This window comes from Thioalkalivibrio sp. ALE9 (genome assembly GCF_000377445.1).
Lineage (GTDB): Bacteria > Pseudomonadota > Gammaproteobacteria > Ectothiorhodospirales > Ectothiorhodospiraceae > Thioalkalivibrio.
Map to the genome: position 1 here is coordinate 110,995 of NZ_KB898126.1, position 15,664 is coordinate 126,658.

11 protein-coding genes are annotated in these 15,664 nt (G+C 68.3%); 3 read left to right on the top strand and 8 right to left on the bottom strand.

Annotation, left to right across the window (positions count from 1 at the left end; genetic code table 11):
• Position 1 precedes the first annotated feature (1 nt).
• Together D106_RS0108575 and D106_RS0108580 are read right to left on the bottom strand one after the other, a co-directional pair.
• Complete coding sequence (locus D106_RS0108575; protein ID WP_018879800.1) at positions 2 to 3,223, bottom strand: EAL domain-containing protein; 3,222 nt, start codon at positions 3,221 to 3,223, stop codon at positions 2 to 4.
• A 235-nt stretch (positions 3,224 to 3,458) separates the two neighbouring features.
• Entirely contained in the window at positions 3,459 to 3,773 is a 315-nt protein-coding gene (locus D106_RS0108580; protein ID WP_018867881.1) for a high-potential iron-sulfur protein, read from the bottom strand.
• A gap of 294 nt (positions 3,774 to 4,067) precedes the next feature.
• Between D106_RS0108580 and D106_RS0108585 the strand changes: the two genes are divergently transcribed.
• Positions 4,068 to 4,610, top strand: a complete 543-nt coding sequence (locus D106_RS0108585) for an outer membrane beta-barrel protein (RefSeq protein ID WP_018879801.1) — start codon at positions 4,068 to 4,070, stop codon at positions 4,608 to 4,610.
• 88 nt (positions 4,611 to 4,698) lie between these two features.
• Positions 4,699 to 7,458: a cation-transporting P-type ATPase gene (locus D106_RS0108590; protein ID WP_018879802.1), complete on the top strand. Its 2,760-nt coding sequence runs from the start codon at positions 4,699 to 4,701 to the stop codon at positions 7,456 to 7,458.
• A gap of 46 nt (positions 7,459 to 7,504) precedes the next feature.
• Here the strand turns inward: D106_RS0108590 and D106_RS0108595 are convergent, their stop codons facing one another.
• The 3 genes from D106_RS0108595 to D106_RS0108605 form a co-directional block, all read right to left on the bottom strand.
• Positions 7,505 to 9,583, bottom strand: coding sequence for a bifunctional diguanylate cyclase/phosphodiesterase (locus D106_RS0108595; protein ID WP_196994413.1), 2,079 nt, complete (start codon positions 9,581 to 9,583; stop codon positions 7,505 to 7,507).
• Positions 9,584 to 9,775: 192 nt separating this feature from the next.
• A complete protein-coding gene (locus tag D106_RS0108600; RefSeq protein ID WP_018875592.1) occupies positions 9,776 to 10,300 on the bottom strand; it encodes a cytochrome c in 525 nt (174 codons plus the stop codon).
• Positions 10,300 to 10,881 (bottom strand): hypothetical protein, encoded by a 582-nt coding sequence (locus tag D106_RS0108605; protein WP_018879804.1) that lies wholly within the window; start codon positions 10,879 to 10,881, stop codon positions 10,300 to 10,302. Before D106_RS0108605 ends, D106_RS0108600 begins: the two co-directional genes overlap by 1 nt.
• 148 nt (positions 10,882 to 11,029) lie before the next feature.
• Here D106_RS0108605 and D106_RS15380 point away from each other — a divergent pair, with 148 nt between their 5' ends.
• Positions 11,030 to 11,434 (top strand): hypothetical protein, encoded by a 405-nt coding sequence (locus tag D106_RS15380; RefSeq protein WP_369773053.1) that lies wholly within the window; start codon positions 11,030 to 11,032, stop codon positions 11,432 to 11,434.
• Between the two features lie 238 nt (positions 11,435 to 11,672).
• Here the strand turns inward: D106_RS15380 and D106_RS0108615 are convergent, their stop codons facing one another.
• The 3 genes from D106_RS0108615 to spoT all read right to left on the bottom strand — a co-directional run bounded on the left by D106_RS0108615 (position 11,673) and on the right by spoT (position 15,664).
• Entirely contained in the window at positions 11,673 to 12,335 is a 663-nt protein-coding gene (locus tag D106_RS0108615; RefSeq protein ID WP_018879806.1) for a class I SAM-dependent methyltransferase, read from the bottom strand.
• Entirely contained in the window at positions 12,335 to 13,411 is a 1,077-nt protein-coding gene (locus D106_RS0108620) for an SO_0444 family Cu/Zn efflux transporter (RefSeq protein ID WP_018879807.1), read from the bottom strand. The genes D106_RS0108615 and D106_RS0108620 overlap by 1 nt, the downstream gene beginning before the upstream one ends.
• A gap of 78 nt (positions 13,412 to 13,489) precedes the next feature.
• Positions 13,490 to 15,664, bottom strand: coding sequence for a bifunctional GTP diphosphokinase/guanosine-3',5'-bis pyrophosphate 3'-pyrophosphohydrolase (spoT, locus tag D106_RS0108625; RefSeq protein ID WP_026280628.1), 2,175 nt, complete (start codon positions 15,662 to 15,664; stop codon positions 13,490 to 13,492).

Genomic DNA, 15,664 nt, shown 5'->3' on the forward strand with positions numbered 1-15,664 from the left:
TTCATGTACGGGCGGTGGGGAGCTCCGGTGACGGGCGGTGCAGGTGGTAGCCCTGGGCCATGTCCACGCCCAGTTCGGCCAGCATCTCCAGGGTCGGGCCGTCTTCCACGCATTCGGCGACGGTCTGCTTGTCGAGGCCCCGGGCGACGTCGACCATCGCGCGGATGAAGGCCTGATTGTCGCGGTTGTTGGGCAGGTCGCGCACGAACATGCCGTCGATCTTCAGGATCTGCACGCCCAGATACTTGAGGTAGGCGAAGGTGGAGAACCCGGATCCGAAGTCGTCCAGACAGACGGTGCAGCCGGTGTGCTGCAACGCCTCGATGAAGCGCTGGGCATCCTGCATCTCGGAGACCGCCGCGGTCTCGGTCAGTTCGATGATCAGCCGTCGCGGTTCGACCCCCTGCTGTTCCAGCTGCTGGGCGATGTATTGCGGCAGTCCCGGTTCGTCGAAGCTGCGGCCGGAGATGTTGATCGCGATCCCGGGGATGGCCGGGTCCCCGGCCAGTCGGCGGATGCTCTCGCGGATCACCCAGCGATCGATGTCGAGGATCTGCCCGGTCTTCTCGGCAATCGGGATGAACTGGCCGGGCATGGCGATTTCCTCCGGGGACGCCGGGTCGCGCATGCGCACCAGGGCCTCCATGTGGTGCAGGTGGCCATCGCCGACCGCGTAGATCCCCTGGTAATGCAGCTCGAAGTGTCCCTGCTCCAGCGCGGTGCCGATGCGCTGGCTCCAGGACATCCGCTCCAGCATGTGCTCGGCGGTGTTGCGGCTGCGGTCGAATACCGCCCAGGTGTTCTTGCCCAGGTCCTTCGCCTGGTACATCGCGGTGTCGGCGTGGGCCACCAGGTCCTCGACGTTGTCGCCATGCTCCGGAAAGTGGGCGATGCCGATGCTGGCGGTGAGCCGGTAGTTCTGGCCGCGGAAGCGGAACGGGATCGCCGAGATCGCGCGGCCCACGCGTTCGGCCAGTTCGATCGGCTCCTGCTCCGACTCGCGATCCACCAGGATCGCGAATTCGTCGCCGCCCAGGCGGGCAAAGATGTCCTGGCTGCGTACCAGCGCGGCGATCTCGCCGGCGGCGCGCACCAGCACGGTATCCCCGGCCCGGTGGCCGAAGGTGTCGTTGATGGTCTTGAACTCGTCGAGATCGAAGTACAGCAGGGCGAAGCGCCCGTTGCGCCGCCGCTCGCTGTGGATCACGTGTTCCAGGCGTTTCTGGAAGTGATGGCGGTTGTACAGGCCGGTCAGCGCGTCGTGTTCTGCGAGGTAGACCAGTTGCTGGGCGGTCTGGCGCTCGTGGGTCACGTCCTCGTACAGCCACAGTCGACCGATGGAACGCTCGTCGGTGTCGTGGACGGGGTAGGAGACCTGGGTGAGGATGCGCCCGTCGTACAGGTCGACCTCGAAGCGTTCGCTGATCTCGTGGGTATCCAGCACGTGCAGCACGTGGCGCGAGGCGTGATCCGGCCGCGCGAAGCGGTGGGTGGAATGTTCCAGTACCTCGCGCGAGGGACGACCCACCAGTTCCACCTCGCTGCCGATGGCCCACATGCGCCGGAAGGCCGGGTTTACGTATTCCACCCGGCCCTCGCGGTCCTCGAACAGGATGCCGATGCTCATCGCCGAGAGCAGCGCGGCCATGCGCCCCTGCTCCCGCCGGGTCAGTTCCAGCAGGCGCGTTTGCTCGTCGCGCGAGGCTTCCAGTTCGGACAGGGCCTGGAGCAGGGCCTCCTCGTTGCGCTTGCGCTGGGTGATGTCGTGCGAGATCGCCACGTAGCGTGCGGTCTCGCCGCGCGGGGCGACCAGTTGCAGGGAGATCTCGACCGGTACCTCGAAGCCGTCGCGATGGCGATGGCTGGTCTCGAAGCGGAACTGGTCACGCTCGCCGCGGCGCAGCGGCTCGATCAGCTGACGAAAGCGCGGCTCGGGGTAGTCCGGCTTGATGTCATAGGGGTGGAGTTCGAGCAGTTCCTCGCGCGGGATGCCGGTCTGGTCCACCGCGCCCTGATTGACATAGATAAAGCGCAGGGTCTCGACGTCGAACAGGAAGACCGCGTCCAGAGTCAGGTCCAGGGTCGAGCGAAAGGATTCCAGTTCGTCGGTCCGGGCCCGCAGGGTCTCGCCGGTGGTGACCAGTTCGTCGGCATCGATAACATGCCCCTGCAAGTACTTAAGGCGCCCGCGATCGTCGAAGATCCCGGCGCCGCGCTCGAACACCCAGCGCTCCCCGCCATTGCGTCCGATCAGGCGCCACTGAATCTGGTACTGGCCGGTCCGCTGCAATCCCTCGGATACCTCGCGCCAGACCCGGTCGCGGTCTTCAGGGTGCACCAGATCGTTGAAGCTGAGGCGTTCGGCGAAGAACCTTTCGCGCGAGTAGCCGGTGAGCTCCTCCAGGGCGCCCTCGGCGTTGATCACGTCCCAGTTCGGGTTGTTGCGGCAGCGATAGACGAAGCCGTCGATGGTGTCGAGTACCCGCAGCAGGTCGTCGCCCTGTTGGGTGCCCAGCGAGCGGGTCAGGGTCATCATCCCGATGACGGCGAGGAGGGCGGCGAACATGCGCAGCAGTTGCACCGGTAGTCCGCTTGCCTCCAGGAAGTCGGCATGGGTCGGCAGCCACTCGGGCAGAGCCGGGTCGACAGTGCCCGGAAACGGCGTGATCAGGGCGTACCCGAGGAAGGCCAGGGCGAGGACGGCCAGGGCCGGGTACTGGCTGGCATGATCGTCGGCGTCGGCGGTGCGCTGGAGGGACCCCCGCAGCAGAAGCAAGAACGCCAGGCCGGACAGTACGGCCCCCGGAAGGCCGACCAGGTAGCGCCCGCCGTTGGCCAGCCCGCGCGCCGGGTCCTCGGCCATACCGACGAGCAGGAGCACCGCGACGGCGATCAGCGGGTAAAGCCACAGGGCGTCAAGGCGCAGGCGCGATGGACTCGCGAGCAGGGCGCGGCGCCCGAACTCCAGAAGCGGCAGGTAGGACAGCAGTTGCCAGGTGGCATTGAGCCACGGGTCGCGCGCCGCCGGATAGTGCAAGCCCGCGGCCTGGAGGAATTCGTAGGCGCCATGGATCAGGCCGAACAGACCCAGCAGCCAGAAATGTCGGGCGAACGGCAGGGATCCGTCCCCGCGGGGCAGGACGAAAGCGACTACGCCAAGGGAGAAGAAGGCCAGGCCATAGACCAGGTACAGGACGGTGAATCCGGCGAGCGAGAGATCCATCAGTGGCAACCGCTGGCATTGGCGGGTGCCTTACCGGCGGGGATGCGGGTCAGCCGGGTCAATGGGTCGGACACGCAGTTTCCTTTCGGCCATAGGGCGGAGCCCGCCGGAGCCGGTCTACGAAATCAGGTGTCTAGCTTGCGGGGTTGTGTGGCGGGGATGCAAGCCATGGCCGGGGAGGGACATGAGAGGGAGTATCCGGCCCGCGGGCGCGGACCGGATATGCGGGCCGGGATCAGGCTCCGACGTATTCGTCGCACCAGCCGTCGGCGTTCACTTGAACGCCCTGGAAGTCGGCGTGGAAGCACTGACCCCACTGGTCATCACCTCCGCCCCAGAAGGCGCAGTTCTTGCACTTCTCGCCTTCGGAGTAGTCCGCGTGGTCGGCGTCGGCCGCATCGTTCACGTAGTTGTGGGCGTGGCCGTCTTCGGCTTTCGTATCGGCCTTGGCCGAGGAGATGCCCACCATGCTGACGACCGGGATGGCCGCCACGGCAGCGGATGCCTGGCGCAGGAACTTACGACGGTTCGCATTCGGTTGATCGGACATGAGGTCCTCCGTTTGCTTTCTGAATGGATGGTTCTTCTTGTTGCCAGTTGGAGCGAACGACGCACGCTGGATACGTGCGGGCTCAACCCCTTCGAGCCCTCGGGCCCTTGAGGGTTCCCTCGATTTTTGCGGGGATCCCCGAAGCCTTCCGGCGATCGTGGTTCGGCAGAGGGGATGCACCGGGGCCGGGAAAAATTCCATGTCGAGCGCCGGGTCCTGCCTGATGTGATGAAGATCGCGTCAGGCTGGTCTACCATTAGAGTTTTCTTATTCATTCGAATCAGGAGGTGCCCGATGCAGTACCGTAAGACGATGGTGATGTTCGCCCTGGGGGCGCTGGTGGCCATGCCGGTGGCCCAGGCCAGCGCGGTGGATCGCGGCATGGAGCCCAGCGTGGCACTGCTCGGCGGTGTGGTCTCGCCGGACCTGTCGGATGCCAGCAGCGATGGTGCCTACGGGGTCGAGATCGGCGCCAACTGTCAGTTGTTCCAGCCGGCCACCGGCGTGCTGCGCCATCATCTGAGCGTGAGCCGTTACAGCGACGACCCGCTCAAGATGACCAGCGCCGAGGTGAACAGCCACTGGATGTTCGAGCCGAACGAACGGCTGTCGCTGGGCTTTGGTCCCGGCATCGGCTACGTGCGGGCCAAGCTGGATGACGACCGCAATGGCCTGTGGGCGGCCCAGCTGGGTGGCAGCCTGAAGTACCAGCTGGACCGGCAGTGGTTTCTGGGGCTGGAGGCGCGTTACCAGTTCACCGAGAGTGACCGCTTCGACGGCCGTCGCGCCGATGCCGACAACATGCGCGTGATGGGCAAGGTGGGCATGCAGTTCTGATCCGGCGGGTTGCCCGGCGTCCGGGGCCTTGCCGGCCCCCGGGCGCCGGGCGACGATAGGGCGACGTTGACACAGCAGGGCGTTGCCCATGACCGATACCCCCGACCCTACCGATCCGGGTGACAACCGGGAGACCCCCGCCTGGCACAGCCGGTCCGCCTATGATGCGCTGGAGCACTGGGGCTCCGCCCGCGAGGGGCTGTCGGCGGTCGTGGCCGAGGAACGTCTGGCGCACTTTGGCCCCAATCAGTTGCGTCCGCCGGAGCGGGCGGGCGTCGTCCGGCGCTTCCTGCGCCATTTTCACAACGTACTGATCTACATCCTGCTGGTCGCGGCGCTGGGGACGGCGCTGCTCGGGCACTGGGTGGATACCGGCGTGATCCTGGCCGTGGTCCTGATCAATACGCTGATCGGGTTCGTCCAGGAGGGCAAGGCGGAGAAGGCCCTGGATGCCATCCGGCGCATGCTGTCCCCGCGCGCGGTGGTAACGCGCGCAGGCGAGCGTCGCGAGATCCCGGCCGAGGAGCTGGTGCCCGGCGATATCGTGCACCTGCAGGCCGGGGATCGGGTACCCGCCGACCTGCGGCTGTTCGAGACCAAGAACCTGCGTCTGGAAGAGGCGGTCCTGACCGGAGAGTCGGTGGCGGTGGAAAAGAATACCGCCACGGTGGAACGGGAGGCGGACCTCGGGGATCGCCGCAGCATGGCCTTCTCCGGGACGCTGGTGGCCTTTGGCCGCGGTGCGGGCGTTGTCGTGGCCACCGGCGAGCATACCGAGATCGGGCGCATCTCCACCATGCTCGGCGAGGTCGAGGGGCTGGAGACGCCGCTGGTCCGGCAGATGGAACAGTTCGGCCGCTGGCTGGCCGCGGTGATCGTGGTCATCGCGGCGGCGACCTTCGCCTTCGGTTACTGGGTGCGCAGCTATCCGCTGGACGAGATGTTCCTCGCGGCGGCGAGCTTGGCGGTGTCCACCATCCCCGAGGGCCTGCCCGCCATCATGACCATCGCGCTGGCCATCGGGGTGCAGAAGATGGCGCGGCGCAATGCGATCATCCGGCGTCTGCCGGCGGTGGAGACCCTGGGGTCGGTCTCGGCCATCTGCTCCGACAAGACCGGCACGCTCACCCGTAACGAGATGACGGCGCAGACCCTGCGCACGGCCACCCGGGAGATCCTCGTCAGCGGCGTGGGCTATGCGCCGCAGGGGCAGTTCTCCGAGGACGAACGGGATCTGGACCCGGACGAGGACCCGCTGTTGCGCGAGGTGCTGCGGGCGGGGCTGCTGTGCAATGACGCCCGGCTCTACCAGAAGGATGGCGACTGGGTGATGGAGGGCGACCCGACCGAGGGCGCCCTGATTACCCTGGCGCAAAAGGCCGGGCTGGACCCGCGCCTGGAAGGCGAACGCCTGCCGCGCACCGACGTGATCCCGTTCGAGTCGGATCATCGCTACATGGCGACCCTGCACTACGACCACGACGGTCACGCCCGCATCTTCCTGAAAGGGGCGCCCGAGCGCGTGCTGGAGCTTTGCAGCGAGCAGCAGGTAGATGGCGAGACCCGCGAGGCGCTGGATGGCGAGCGCTGGCACGTCGCCATGGAGGCCGTGGCGGCCCGCGGTCAGCGCCTGCTGGCCGTGGCCGTGCGCGACACCGAACCCGATCACGGCGAGCTGCGTTTCGATGATGTCGAGGCTGGCGGTTTTACCCTGCTCGCCCTGCTGGGGATCATCGACCCGCCACGCGACGAGGCGATCCGCGCGGTGGCTGAGTGCCGCGCGGCGGGGATCGACGTCAAGATGATCACCGGCGACCACCTGGCGACCGCCCGGGCGATCGGCGAGCAGCTGGGCCTGGGCCGCGAGGCCGAGGCGCGGTCCGGTCACGAGCTGGATGCCCTGGACGAGGCGGCGCTGGCCGACGCCGCGGAGCGTACGGACGTCTTTGCGCGGACCTCGCCGGAACACAAGCTGCGCCTGGTGCGTGCCCTGCAGCAGGGCGGGCGTATCGTGGCGATGACCGGCGACGGGGTGAATGATGCCCCGGCGCTGAAGCGGGCGGATGTTGGCGTGGCCATGGGGGGCAAGGGGACCGAGGCGGCCAAGGAGGCCTCCGAGATGGTCCTGGCGGACGACAATTTCGCCTCCATCGCGCATGCGGTGGAGGAGGGCCGGACGGTCTACGACAACATCCGCAAGGCCATCCTGCATATGCTGCCGACCAATGCCGGGCAGTCGCTGACCATCATGATGGCGATCCTGATGGGGCTGGCGTTGCCGCTGACCCCGGTGCAGGTGCTGTGGGTCAACATGGTGACCTCGGTGACCCTGGCCATGGCGCTGGCCTTCGAGAAGGCCGAGCCGGGTGTTATGCAGCGCCCGCCACGGGCGCCGGACACGCCCCTGTTGTCCGGGTTCCTGCTCTGGCGCATCCCGTTCGTGGCGTTGCTGCTGTGGGCCGGGACCTTCGGGCATTTCGTCTACATGGAGACCCTGGCCGGGGTGGCCGACGAGGTCGCGCGTACCGTGGCGATCAATACCCTGGTGGCCGGGCAGGCCTTTTACCTGCTGAATCTGCGTCTGATCCATCAACCGGTGCTGCCGGGCGGCGAGCTGTTCCGCTCGCGCGCGATGTGGCTGGCCATCGGGGTCCTGGTGCTGCTGCAGCTGGCGTTCACCTACGTGCCCGTAATGCACACCCTGTTCGGGACCACCGCCATCGGCGCGGACGACTGGGCGCGCATCCTGGCCTTTGGCCTGGCGGTGTTCGTGATCGTGGAACTGGAAAAGCTGGTGGTGCGCCAGGTGCTGGCACGCCGGCGCGGGGTGTTTCCGCGCGCCGTCTGACCGAACGCGCGCGGGTCGGGCAGAGCGCGTTTCCCGGAGCCCCGGCTCAGTGGGCGGGCCGGGCCGGCAGTTTCCCGCCGAGCAGGGCGGTTGCCTGTGTCGCGTCCACCGGGGGCGAGTAGTAATAGCCCTGCGCCAGCGAGCAGCCGAGGGCGCGCAGCGTGGCGGCGTGGGTGTGGCTTTCCACGCCCTCGGCCACGGCCTCGAGCCCGAGATTGCGGGCCATGTGGATCACGGTCTGCACCAGGCGCTGGCTGTATTCGTCGCGATCCAGGCCGGCTACGAAGCTGCGGTCGATCTTGAGGATATCCAGTGGCAGGCGGTGCAGGTAGCTGAGCGAGGAGTAGCCGGTGCCGAAGTCGTCCATCGCCAGGCTGATGCCCAGGGCCTTCAGCCGGTGCAGGGTCTCGATCAGTTCGTCCAGGTTGCCGAGGGTGGCCGTCTCGGTAATCTCCAGGCGCACCTGTGCGGCCGGGGCGCCGGTGCCTTCCAGGATGGTCTGCACGTCCCCCACGAGTTCCGGGCGGGTGAGCTGACGGGCGGAGAGGTTGGTGCTGATGGTCAGGGGCGTTCTCGCCCCGTCCGCGTTCCACTCCACCAGCTGGCGGCAGGCAGTGTAGAGGACCTGCATGTCGATCAGGTGCACCTGCCCGGTGTCCTCCGCGATCGGGATGAAGTGATCGGGCGGCACCAGTTCCCCGTTGCGCTCCCAGCGTACCAGGGCTTCGAAGCCGGTGATGCGCTCCTCGCCGAGCGACATGATGGGCTGGAAATGGACGCGGAAGTCGCCACGTTCCACCGCCAGGCGCAGGTCGGTCTCCAGCGCCAGGCTTTGCAGGGCCTGGGTCTGCATGCCCGGGTCGCAGAACTCGCACCGGGCCTTGCCGAGTGACTTCGCGCGGTACATCGCCATGTCCGCCTCGCGCATCAGGTCATCCGGTGTGGCCGGACGGGCCGGGTCGTCTGGCTGGCCGGGTCCCTGGACCGGGCAGCTCTGGCCGTAGGGCCGGGTCGCGATGCCGATGCTGACGGTGACGTAGACGTCCTGCCCGGCGATGGAGAACGGCTCGTGCAGCACGGCCTGCAGGCGCTCGGCCACGCGCAGGGCATCCACCGGCTCGTGCAGGCCCTCCAGCAGGATGGTGAACTCGTCGCCACCCAGCCGCGCAAGGGTATCGTCCGGGCGGTTGGTCTCGTCCCCCTTGGGGCGCGAGACCGTGTCGTTCTGGCGCAGCGCGGTCAGCAGGCGCTGGCCCACGCGTACCAGCAGCTCGTCGCCGGCCGGATGGCCCAGGCTGTCGTTGACGACCTTGAAGCGGTCGATGTCCACGAACAGCACCGCGAACAGGTTGAAGGGCTCTCGCGTGGCACGGGCGATCGCGTGCGCCAGCCGGTCGTGGAACAGGCGCCGGTTGGGGAGGCCGGTCAGCTGGTCGTGGGAGGCGTTGTGGAGCAGGCGTTCCTCGTGGCGGTTGCGCTCGATCACGCGGCCGAGCTGCACGCCGATCTGCCACATCAGCCAGAGCAGGTCGGGGTCGGTGGTGGTGGGCTCGGTGGCGAAAAATTCGAGGACACAGGCCACCTCGTGGCCGACCATGACCGGGAAGGCGAAGCCGGAGCGCAGGCCGCTGGCCGTTGCCTGAGGCGCGCGCGGGAAGTTGTCGTCCGCCGCGAGATCCTCGATCCACGCGGGCTCGCCGTGGTCCAGCACACGGCCGGGCAGCCCCTCGCCGGGGCCGAAGCTCGTGTTCTCGGTGCTGTCGCGAAAGGCGGTGAAGGGCTCAGCAGAGGCGAGATGCCAGATGCCGGTGGGGTCTAGCTGGCTGTGGCCACTGTGTTGGTTCGGTCGGGCCAGGTAGGCATGCCCCACCGGCCAGTCCAGGTAGCGTCCGATCGCGGCCAGCGCCGCGCGCAGTACATGCGCGATGGAGTCGGACTGGTTCGCGGTGGAGGCAATGGTGTTGAGCAGCTCGATCTGCTGCTGCTTCGCGTAAACGTCCTGCAGCCGGGTCTCGGCCAGCGTCTCGGCGCGGCGGCGAGCCGCGCGTTCCTGCTCGACCAGGGTCTGCAGGCGATCCCGTTCGCTATCCGTCGCGAAGTCGCGCGCGCGTCGGTTCACGCGCACCCCCCGTGGGCGAAGCAAATTGTGCGCGTCCGAGGCCTGCGCGTCTGGGTGTACTGCATGGGCCACTCCCGGCCGTCATGATTGCGCTGCGTCCCTTGCCAGCCGGTATGCGCGGTGGCGTCTCATCCGAAAGACGCCTCCGTGGCCCGTGCCATTCCGTGCGCATTGTAGGGCCCCGGCATGCGCGCCGCATCATTCGTCGGGATGGGTGACCCAGGGTTCGCCCATGGCCTCCTCCCAGTCCGCCTGGGTGGGATGGTTGCGGTCGTAGCGTTTCCAGGCCTCGAAGATCTCGTCCGGCCAGTGTGACTGCAGCCAGGCGATGATCGCCTCGACGTCCGCCTCCGACAGGGTGTCCTCGAAGCTGGGCATGGCGCCGCCGCGCGCCTCGGCGCCATAACGGATCATGTCCTTCAGCTGCCAATAGGGGTGGTGCCAGGTGTGGGCGCTGCCATCCAGCGGGGGCGGCGGCAGGGTACCGTCCGGGTTGCGCTGGCGCCAGTTCTCGGCGCCCTCGCGCTGGGCCCCGTGGCAGGCGATGCAGTGCTCCTGATAGAGCCGTTCCCCGCGCTGCAGGATCTCCGGGTCGGTGGTGCGTTCGAGGTGGTCGGGGGTGCCGGAGGCCCCGCCGAAGCCGTCGCAGCCCGCCAGCGTGGCAGCGGACAGGAGCAGCACCGCACCGGCGAAACCGGCGCGGAGGGTACGCGGGTCCGGCATCAGTCCTGAACGTCCGGCTCGCCGGTGCCGTCGGCCGGCGCGTCGTCCCCGCGGAAGGCGTCGCGTACCGAGCCCCAGGCCTTGCGCGAGCCGTCACGGATGCCGCCCCAGGCGTCGCGGGCGCCATCGCGCACCCCGCCCCAGGCGCCGGAGGAGCGCTCGCGCATCTCGCCCGACCATTCGGCCAGGCGGTCCCGTTCCTCGACCAGGCCGTCATAGGCCCGTTCGCGGCGCTCGCGGGTGGCGTCGCTCAGGTCGTCCCAGCCCTCGCGGATGTTGTTGCCCAGGCGGCTCAGTTCGCGGTCCATCGCGTCCAGGGTCTCGCGGGTACGGGAGCGGGTGGCCTCGCCGGCCTCCTCGCCTTCCTCCTGGAGTTCCTCGCGGGTCTCGGCCCAGGACTCGCGCAGTTCCTCCATCTCGCTGGCGGTGGCATCGTCCTCCATGGCGGCATCCGATTCGTCGGTGGCCGTGGGTTCGTCCCCTGCGTGGGTGTCGTGATCGGCGGCATACAGGGGGCTTGCGGCCAGCATCAGACCGCACAGCCCGGCGAGCAGGATGGGGCGCACTTCGAGCAGGTTCATGTCGGGTCCTCCGGGGTGCCGCGGGGCGGCTGACCAATGATGTTGATCTCTCATGGTAGGACGTTTCGCGCTCCGGTATGTTTCCAGGCAGCGGATGATTTGCGAGGCAGTCCACGTGATGTACTGGAGAAGGCAGGTTGCAGGGGGTGTGCTGGCGCTGCTTCTGGCGGGTTGCGCCACGTCGACCCCGGATCCGGGCGATGACGGCACGTCCGTGGGGTTGCCCGAAGGATGGGAACCCGCGCCGACAGCCTTCGAGGCCCAGGCGGTGCCATCGCTTGAGCCGAGGGTGATGCCGGGTGCCGCGGTGATGGAGTGGTTCGCGGCCAGTGGCTGGAAATCCGGCCTGGCCGTCGACTACGCGGGGCTGGAGATCGACCAGCCGCGCCCGGAACGCGCGGAGGTCCGCCTGACCGGGCTGCGTGATGATGCCGTCGAGGCCTACGAATTCCGGCTGGAGCTGGACGAGACGGAGGCGGGCTGGGTGGTGCGCACGGTGGAACGCCGGGCCATCTGCCGCCGCGGTCTCGCCGACAGCGGCCTCTGCCTGTAACGCTTCCCGAGGCCCTTGGCAATCTTCGAGCCCAGAAAAGCGATTTACAGGAAGATGGGAAGACGGGAAGAAATTCTGAATGAGCAATGCGTTGGTGGTCCCTGGGCTACCCATTCCGGCTTCCACTCTTCACGTCTTCCTGTAGATCGTCCTTGACCTTGACCTTGACCTTGACCTTGACCGGTCCCTTCTCCGGGCTCTCTGTGTCCTCCGTGGTGAATCCAGAGCCGGGTCTTGCTCAGCGGCGGCGGGCGAGGGTCAGGCCGTCGCCGATGGGGGCCAGCGAGAGGTCGATGCGTTCGTCGTGGTGTAGGGCATCGTTGAAGGCGCGGATCGCGCGGGTGTCTTCGCGCGTGTCGTCCGGGTCGGCGACGCTGCCATGCCACAAGGTGTTGTCGACCAGGATCAGGCCGCCGGCACGGACCAGGCGCAGGCAGTGCTCGAAGTAGTCGGGGTAGCCGGTCTTGTCCGCGTCGATGAAGGCCAGGTCGAAGCGGCTGGTCTCGCCTTCGGCCTCCAGTGCCTGCAGCGTGTTGCCGGCCTCGCCCAGCTCGAGCCGGATGCGACCGCTGACCCCGGCGCGTTCCCAATAGCGCCGGGCCGTGGTGGTCCACTGCGCGCTCTTGTCCAGGGTAACGACCGTGCCGTCCTCCGGCAGGGCCAGCGCGATCGCCAGCGCGCTGTAGCCGGTGAAGGTCCCGATCTCCAGATAGCGCCGCGCCCCCATGAGCCGCGCCAGTAGTGCCATGAACTGGCCCTGCTCCGGGGCGATCTGCATGTTGGCCTCGGGCAGGTTCGCGGTCTCGGCACGCAGCTCGGCGAGTATCTCCGGCTCGCGCAGCGAGTGCTCCAGGAGGTAGTCATACAGGGGGCCATCGAGTCCGATGGAACGATTGGACATCACGCGCTCCGGGGTTGTGGGTGAGGGATCAGACGGTCCAGCCATCGGCGCAGGACCGGTGTGGCCAGGACGATCAGGATGACCAGGGCGCTCCACTCGAGCCAGGCGGGCAGCATCTCGCCGGCGGTGCCCATCTGCGTGGCGACGTCGATCCCGGTGTGGGCGAGTCCGGCGTCCAGGGCGAGCCCCAGCGCGATGGTGGTGACCGCGATACCGGTCAGGTAGAGCAATAGCGCCGGCGTGCCCAGTTCGCGGCGAAACACGCCCAGGGTCGCCAGGCTGGTGATCGGTGCGGCCAGCAGGAACACCAGCACGGTGCCGGGGGAGGCCCCGGCCGCGATCAGGCCCACGGCGATCGGTGTCGCGGCGGTCGCGCAGAGGTACATGGGGATGCCGATGACGGCCATTACGAGCATGGCCGGCAGGCCCGATCCCCAGGCGGCCAGCGTGGCCGGTGGGACCAGGGCGAGCAGGGCGCCGGCGACCAGCAGGCCGATCACCAGCCACAGGCGGATATCGTCGAGCACGTCGTCAAAGGCATAGGCGAGGCCCGCTCGCAGCCGTGCGGACAAACGCTCCGGGGCCTCGGGTGTGGCGCAGCCGTCGTCGGTCCCGCAGCATCCGCCGCAGCTGTCGGGTTCGCCCCGGGTTGGGTCGGGACGCTCGGTCGCGGAGCGGGTGCGGCCCACCAGCAGGCCTGTGGTGATGGCCGTGACAATGGCGCCCAGGGCCCGGGCCACGGCCATCATGGGGCCCAGCAGGGCATAGCTGATGGCGAGCGAGTCGACGCCGACGCCCGGCGTGCCGATCAGGAAGGCGGTGGTGGGGCCCCGCCCGGCCCCGCCGCGGTGCAGGGCCAGTGCGGTCGGGATGGCCCCGCAGGAGCAAAGGGGCAGGGGGGCGCCGACCACGGCGGCCCGCGCGGTGGCGGGAATGCCCGAGCCGCCCAGCCAGCGCTGCAGGGCAGCCTCCGGAATCAGTGCCTTGACGCCGCCGGCCGCGAGCAGGCCCAGCAGCAGCCAGGGCGCCGCCGTCAACGCGACACTCAGCGTCTGCCTGAGGATGTCGAGGATCATGGCCCGATGTTCCGTCGCGGCGGGGGCAACTGCAAGAAGCCCGCCCGCGGGCGGACGGTTCGGCCGAGGTCTCGGGCGTCAGCCGCGCTGGCGCGAGATGCGCAGGACGTCGGGCAGGCGGCGCAGACCGCGCATGATCTGGGCCAGGTGCTGGCGATCGCGCACGGTCAGCAGGAAGGTCATCGCGGTGGAGTGGCCATCCTGCTCGTTGAAGGAGATGTGCTCGATGTTGGAGCCATGGTCGGCGATGACCGCAGCCATGTCGGCCAGGGCCCCGCGGCGGTTGGCCGTGCGGGTGCGCACCGCGGCGGTGAACTGCAGGGATGGCTCGTGCGACCATTCCAGCGTGATGGTGCGGTCGCTGCGGTCGCGGCTTTCGTGCAGGACGTTGCGGCAGTTTTCCCGGTGGACCACCAGGCCGCGGCCGGCGCTCAGCTGGCCGATGATCGGGTCACCCGGGATCGGGTGGCAGCACCGGGCGTAGTTCAGCACCAGGCCCTCGGTACCGCTGACCGCGAGGGTGGTGGGTGCCTCGTCGGCCGCGGGCTCGGGGGCGTCCCTGCCGGCCATCTGGCGGGCGACCAGCGAGGCCATGCGGTTGCCCAGGCCGATGTCGACCAGCAGTGCGTCCAGGTCCTTCAGCTGCATCGCGTCCAGCATCTGGTCCAGGCGTGCCGGCGAGATCCGCGGCAGGCTGGTGTCCAGCGACTCCAGCGCCTTCTCCAGCAGGCGTTCGCCCAGGGTGCGGGCCTCCTCGGACTGCATCGACTTCAGGCAGTGGCGGATGCCGGTACGGGCCTTGCCGGTGACCACGAAGGACAACCAGGCCGGGTTGGGGCGCGCGCCGGGGGAGGTGACGATCTCCACCGTCTGGCCGCTTTGCAGGCGCACCGACAGCGGCGCCAGCTGACGGTCGATCTTGGCCGCCACACAGCGGTTGCCGACGTCGGAGTGCACCGCGTAGGCGAAGTCGATCGGGGTCGCGTCGCGCGGCAGGACCATGATGTCGCCACCGGGGGTAAAGGTGTAGACCTCGTCGGGGAACAGGTCGACCTTCACGTTCTCCAGGAACTCGATCGAGTTGCCCACGCTGTTCTGGATCTCGAGGACATCCTTCAGCCATTCGCGCGCGCGGCTCTGGGCGGTCCGGGTGGATTCGCCCCCGGCCTTGTACTGCCAGTGCGCGGCGATACCACTCTCGGCCACGCGATCCATCTCGGTGGAACGGATCTGGATCTCGATGGGCACGCCCTGCGGGCCGAACAGGATGGTATGCAGCGACTGGTAGCCGTTGGATTTGGGGATCGCGATGTAGTCCTTGAAGCGACCCGGTACCGGCTTGTAGAGGTTGTGCACCACGCCCAGGGAGCGGTAGCACGTATCGACGTCGTCGACGATGATGCGGATGGCGAAGACGTCGAACACCTCCTCGAACGAGTGGTGCTTGTCGCGCATCTTGCGGTAGATGCTGTACAGCCCCTTCTCGCGTCCGGAGATGCGCCCGACGATGCCGGCGGCCTCCATGCGCGAGCAGATCGCCTGCTCGATATTGCGCATGGGCTCGCGGCGGTTGCCGCCGGCACGGTGCACCGCGCGTTCCAGTACGGCCGCGCGCCACGGGTGTTTGGCGGAAAAGCCGAGGGCCTCCAGCTCGCGGCGCATGGCGTTCATGCCCAGGCGCTGCGCGATGGGGGCGTAGATCTCCAGGGTTTCCTTGGCGATGCGCCGGCGCTTGTCCGGGCGCATCACGCCCAGGGTGCGCATGTTGTGCAGGCGGTCGGCCAGCTTGATCAGGATCACCCGAATATCACGGGTGATCGCCAGCATCATCTTGCGGAAGTTCTCCGCCTGCGCCTCGGCCTTGGTCTGGAACTGCAGGTGGGTGAGCTTGGAGACGCCGTCCACCAGCTCCGCGACCTCTTCGCCGAACTCGGCGTGGATGCGGTCCTTGCTGGTAGCGGTGTCCTCCATCACGTCATGCAGGATGGCGGCGCAGATCGCCTGGTGGTCCATCCGCATCTCGGCCATGGTGCGGGCCACGGCCAGGGGGTGATAGATGTAGGGTTCGCCGGTCTTGCGGGTCTGGCCTTCGTGGGATTCCGCGCCCAGGAGATAGGCGCGATAGACCTCCTCGACCTCTTCCGGCTCGAGATAGGCCTCGAGCTCGGAACACAAATCGCTGATCAGGAATCGGGTCGAATCACCCGTTGCCGCCGAAACGGCCCCGGGCGCGGCTGGCTGCCCAGCGGCCAT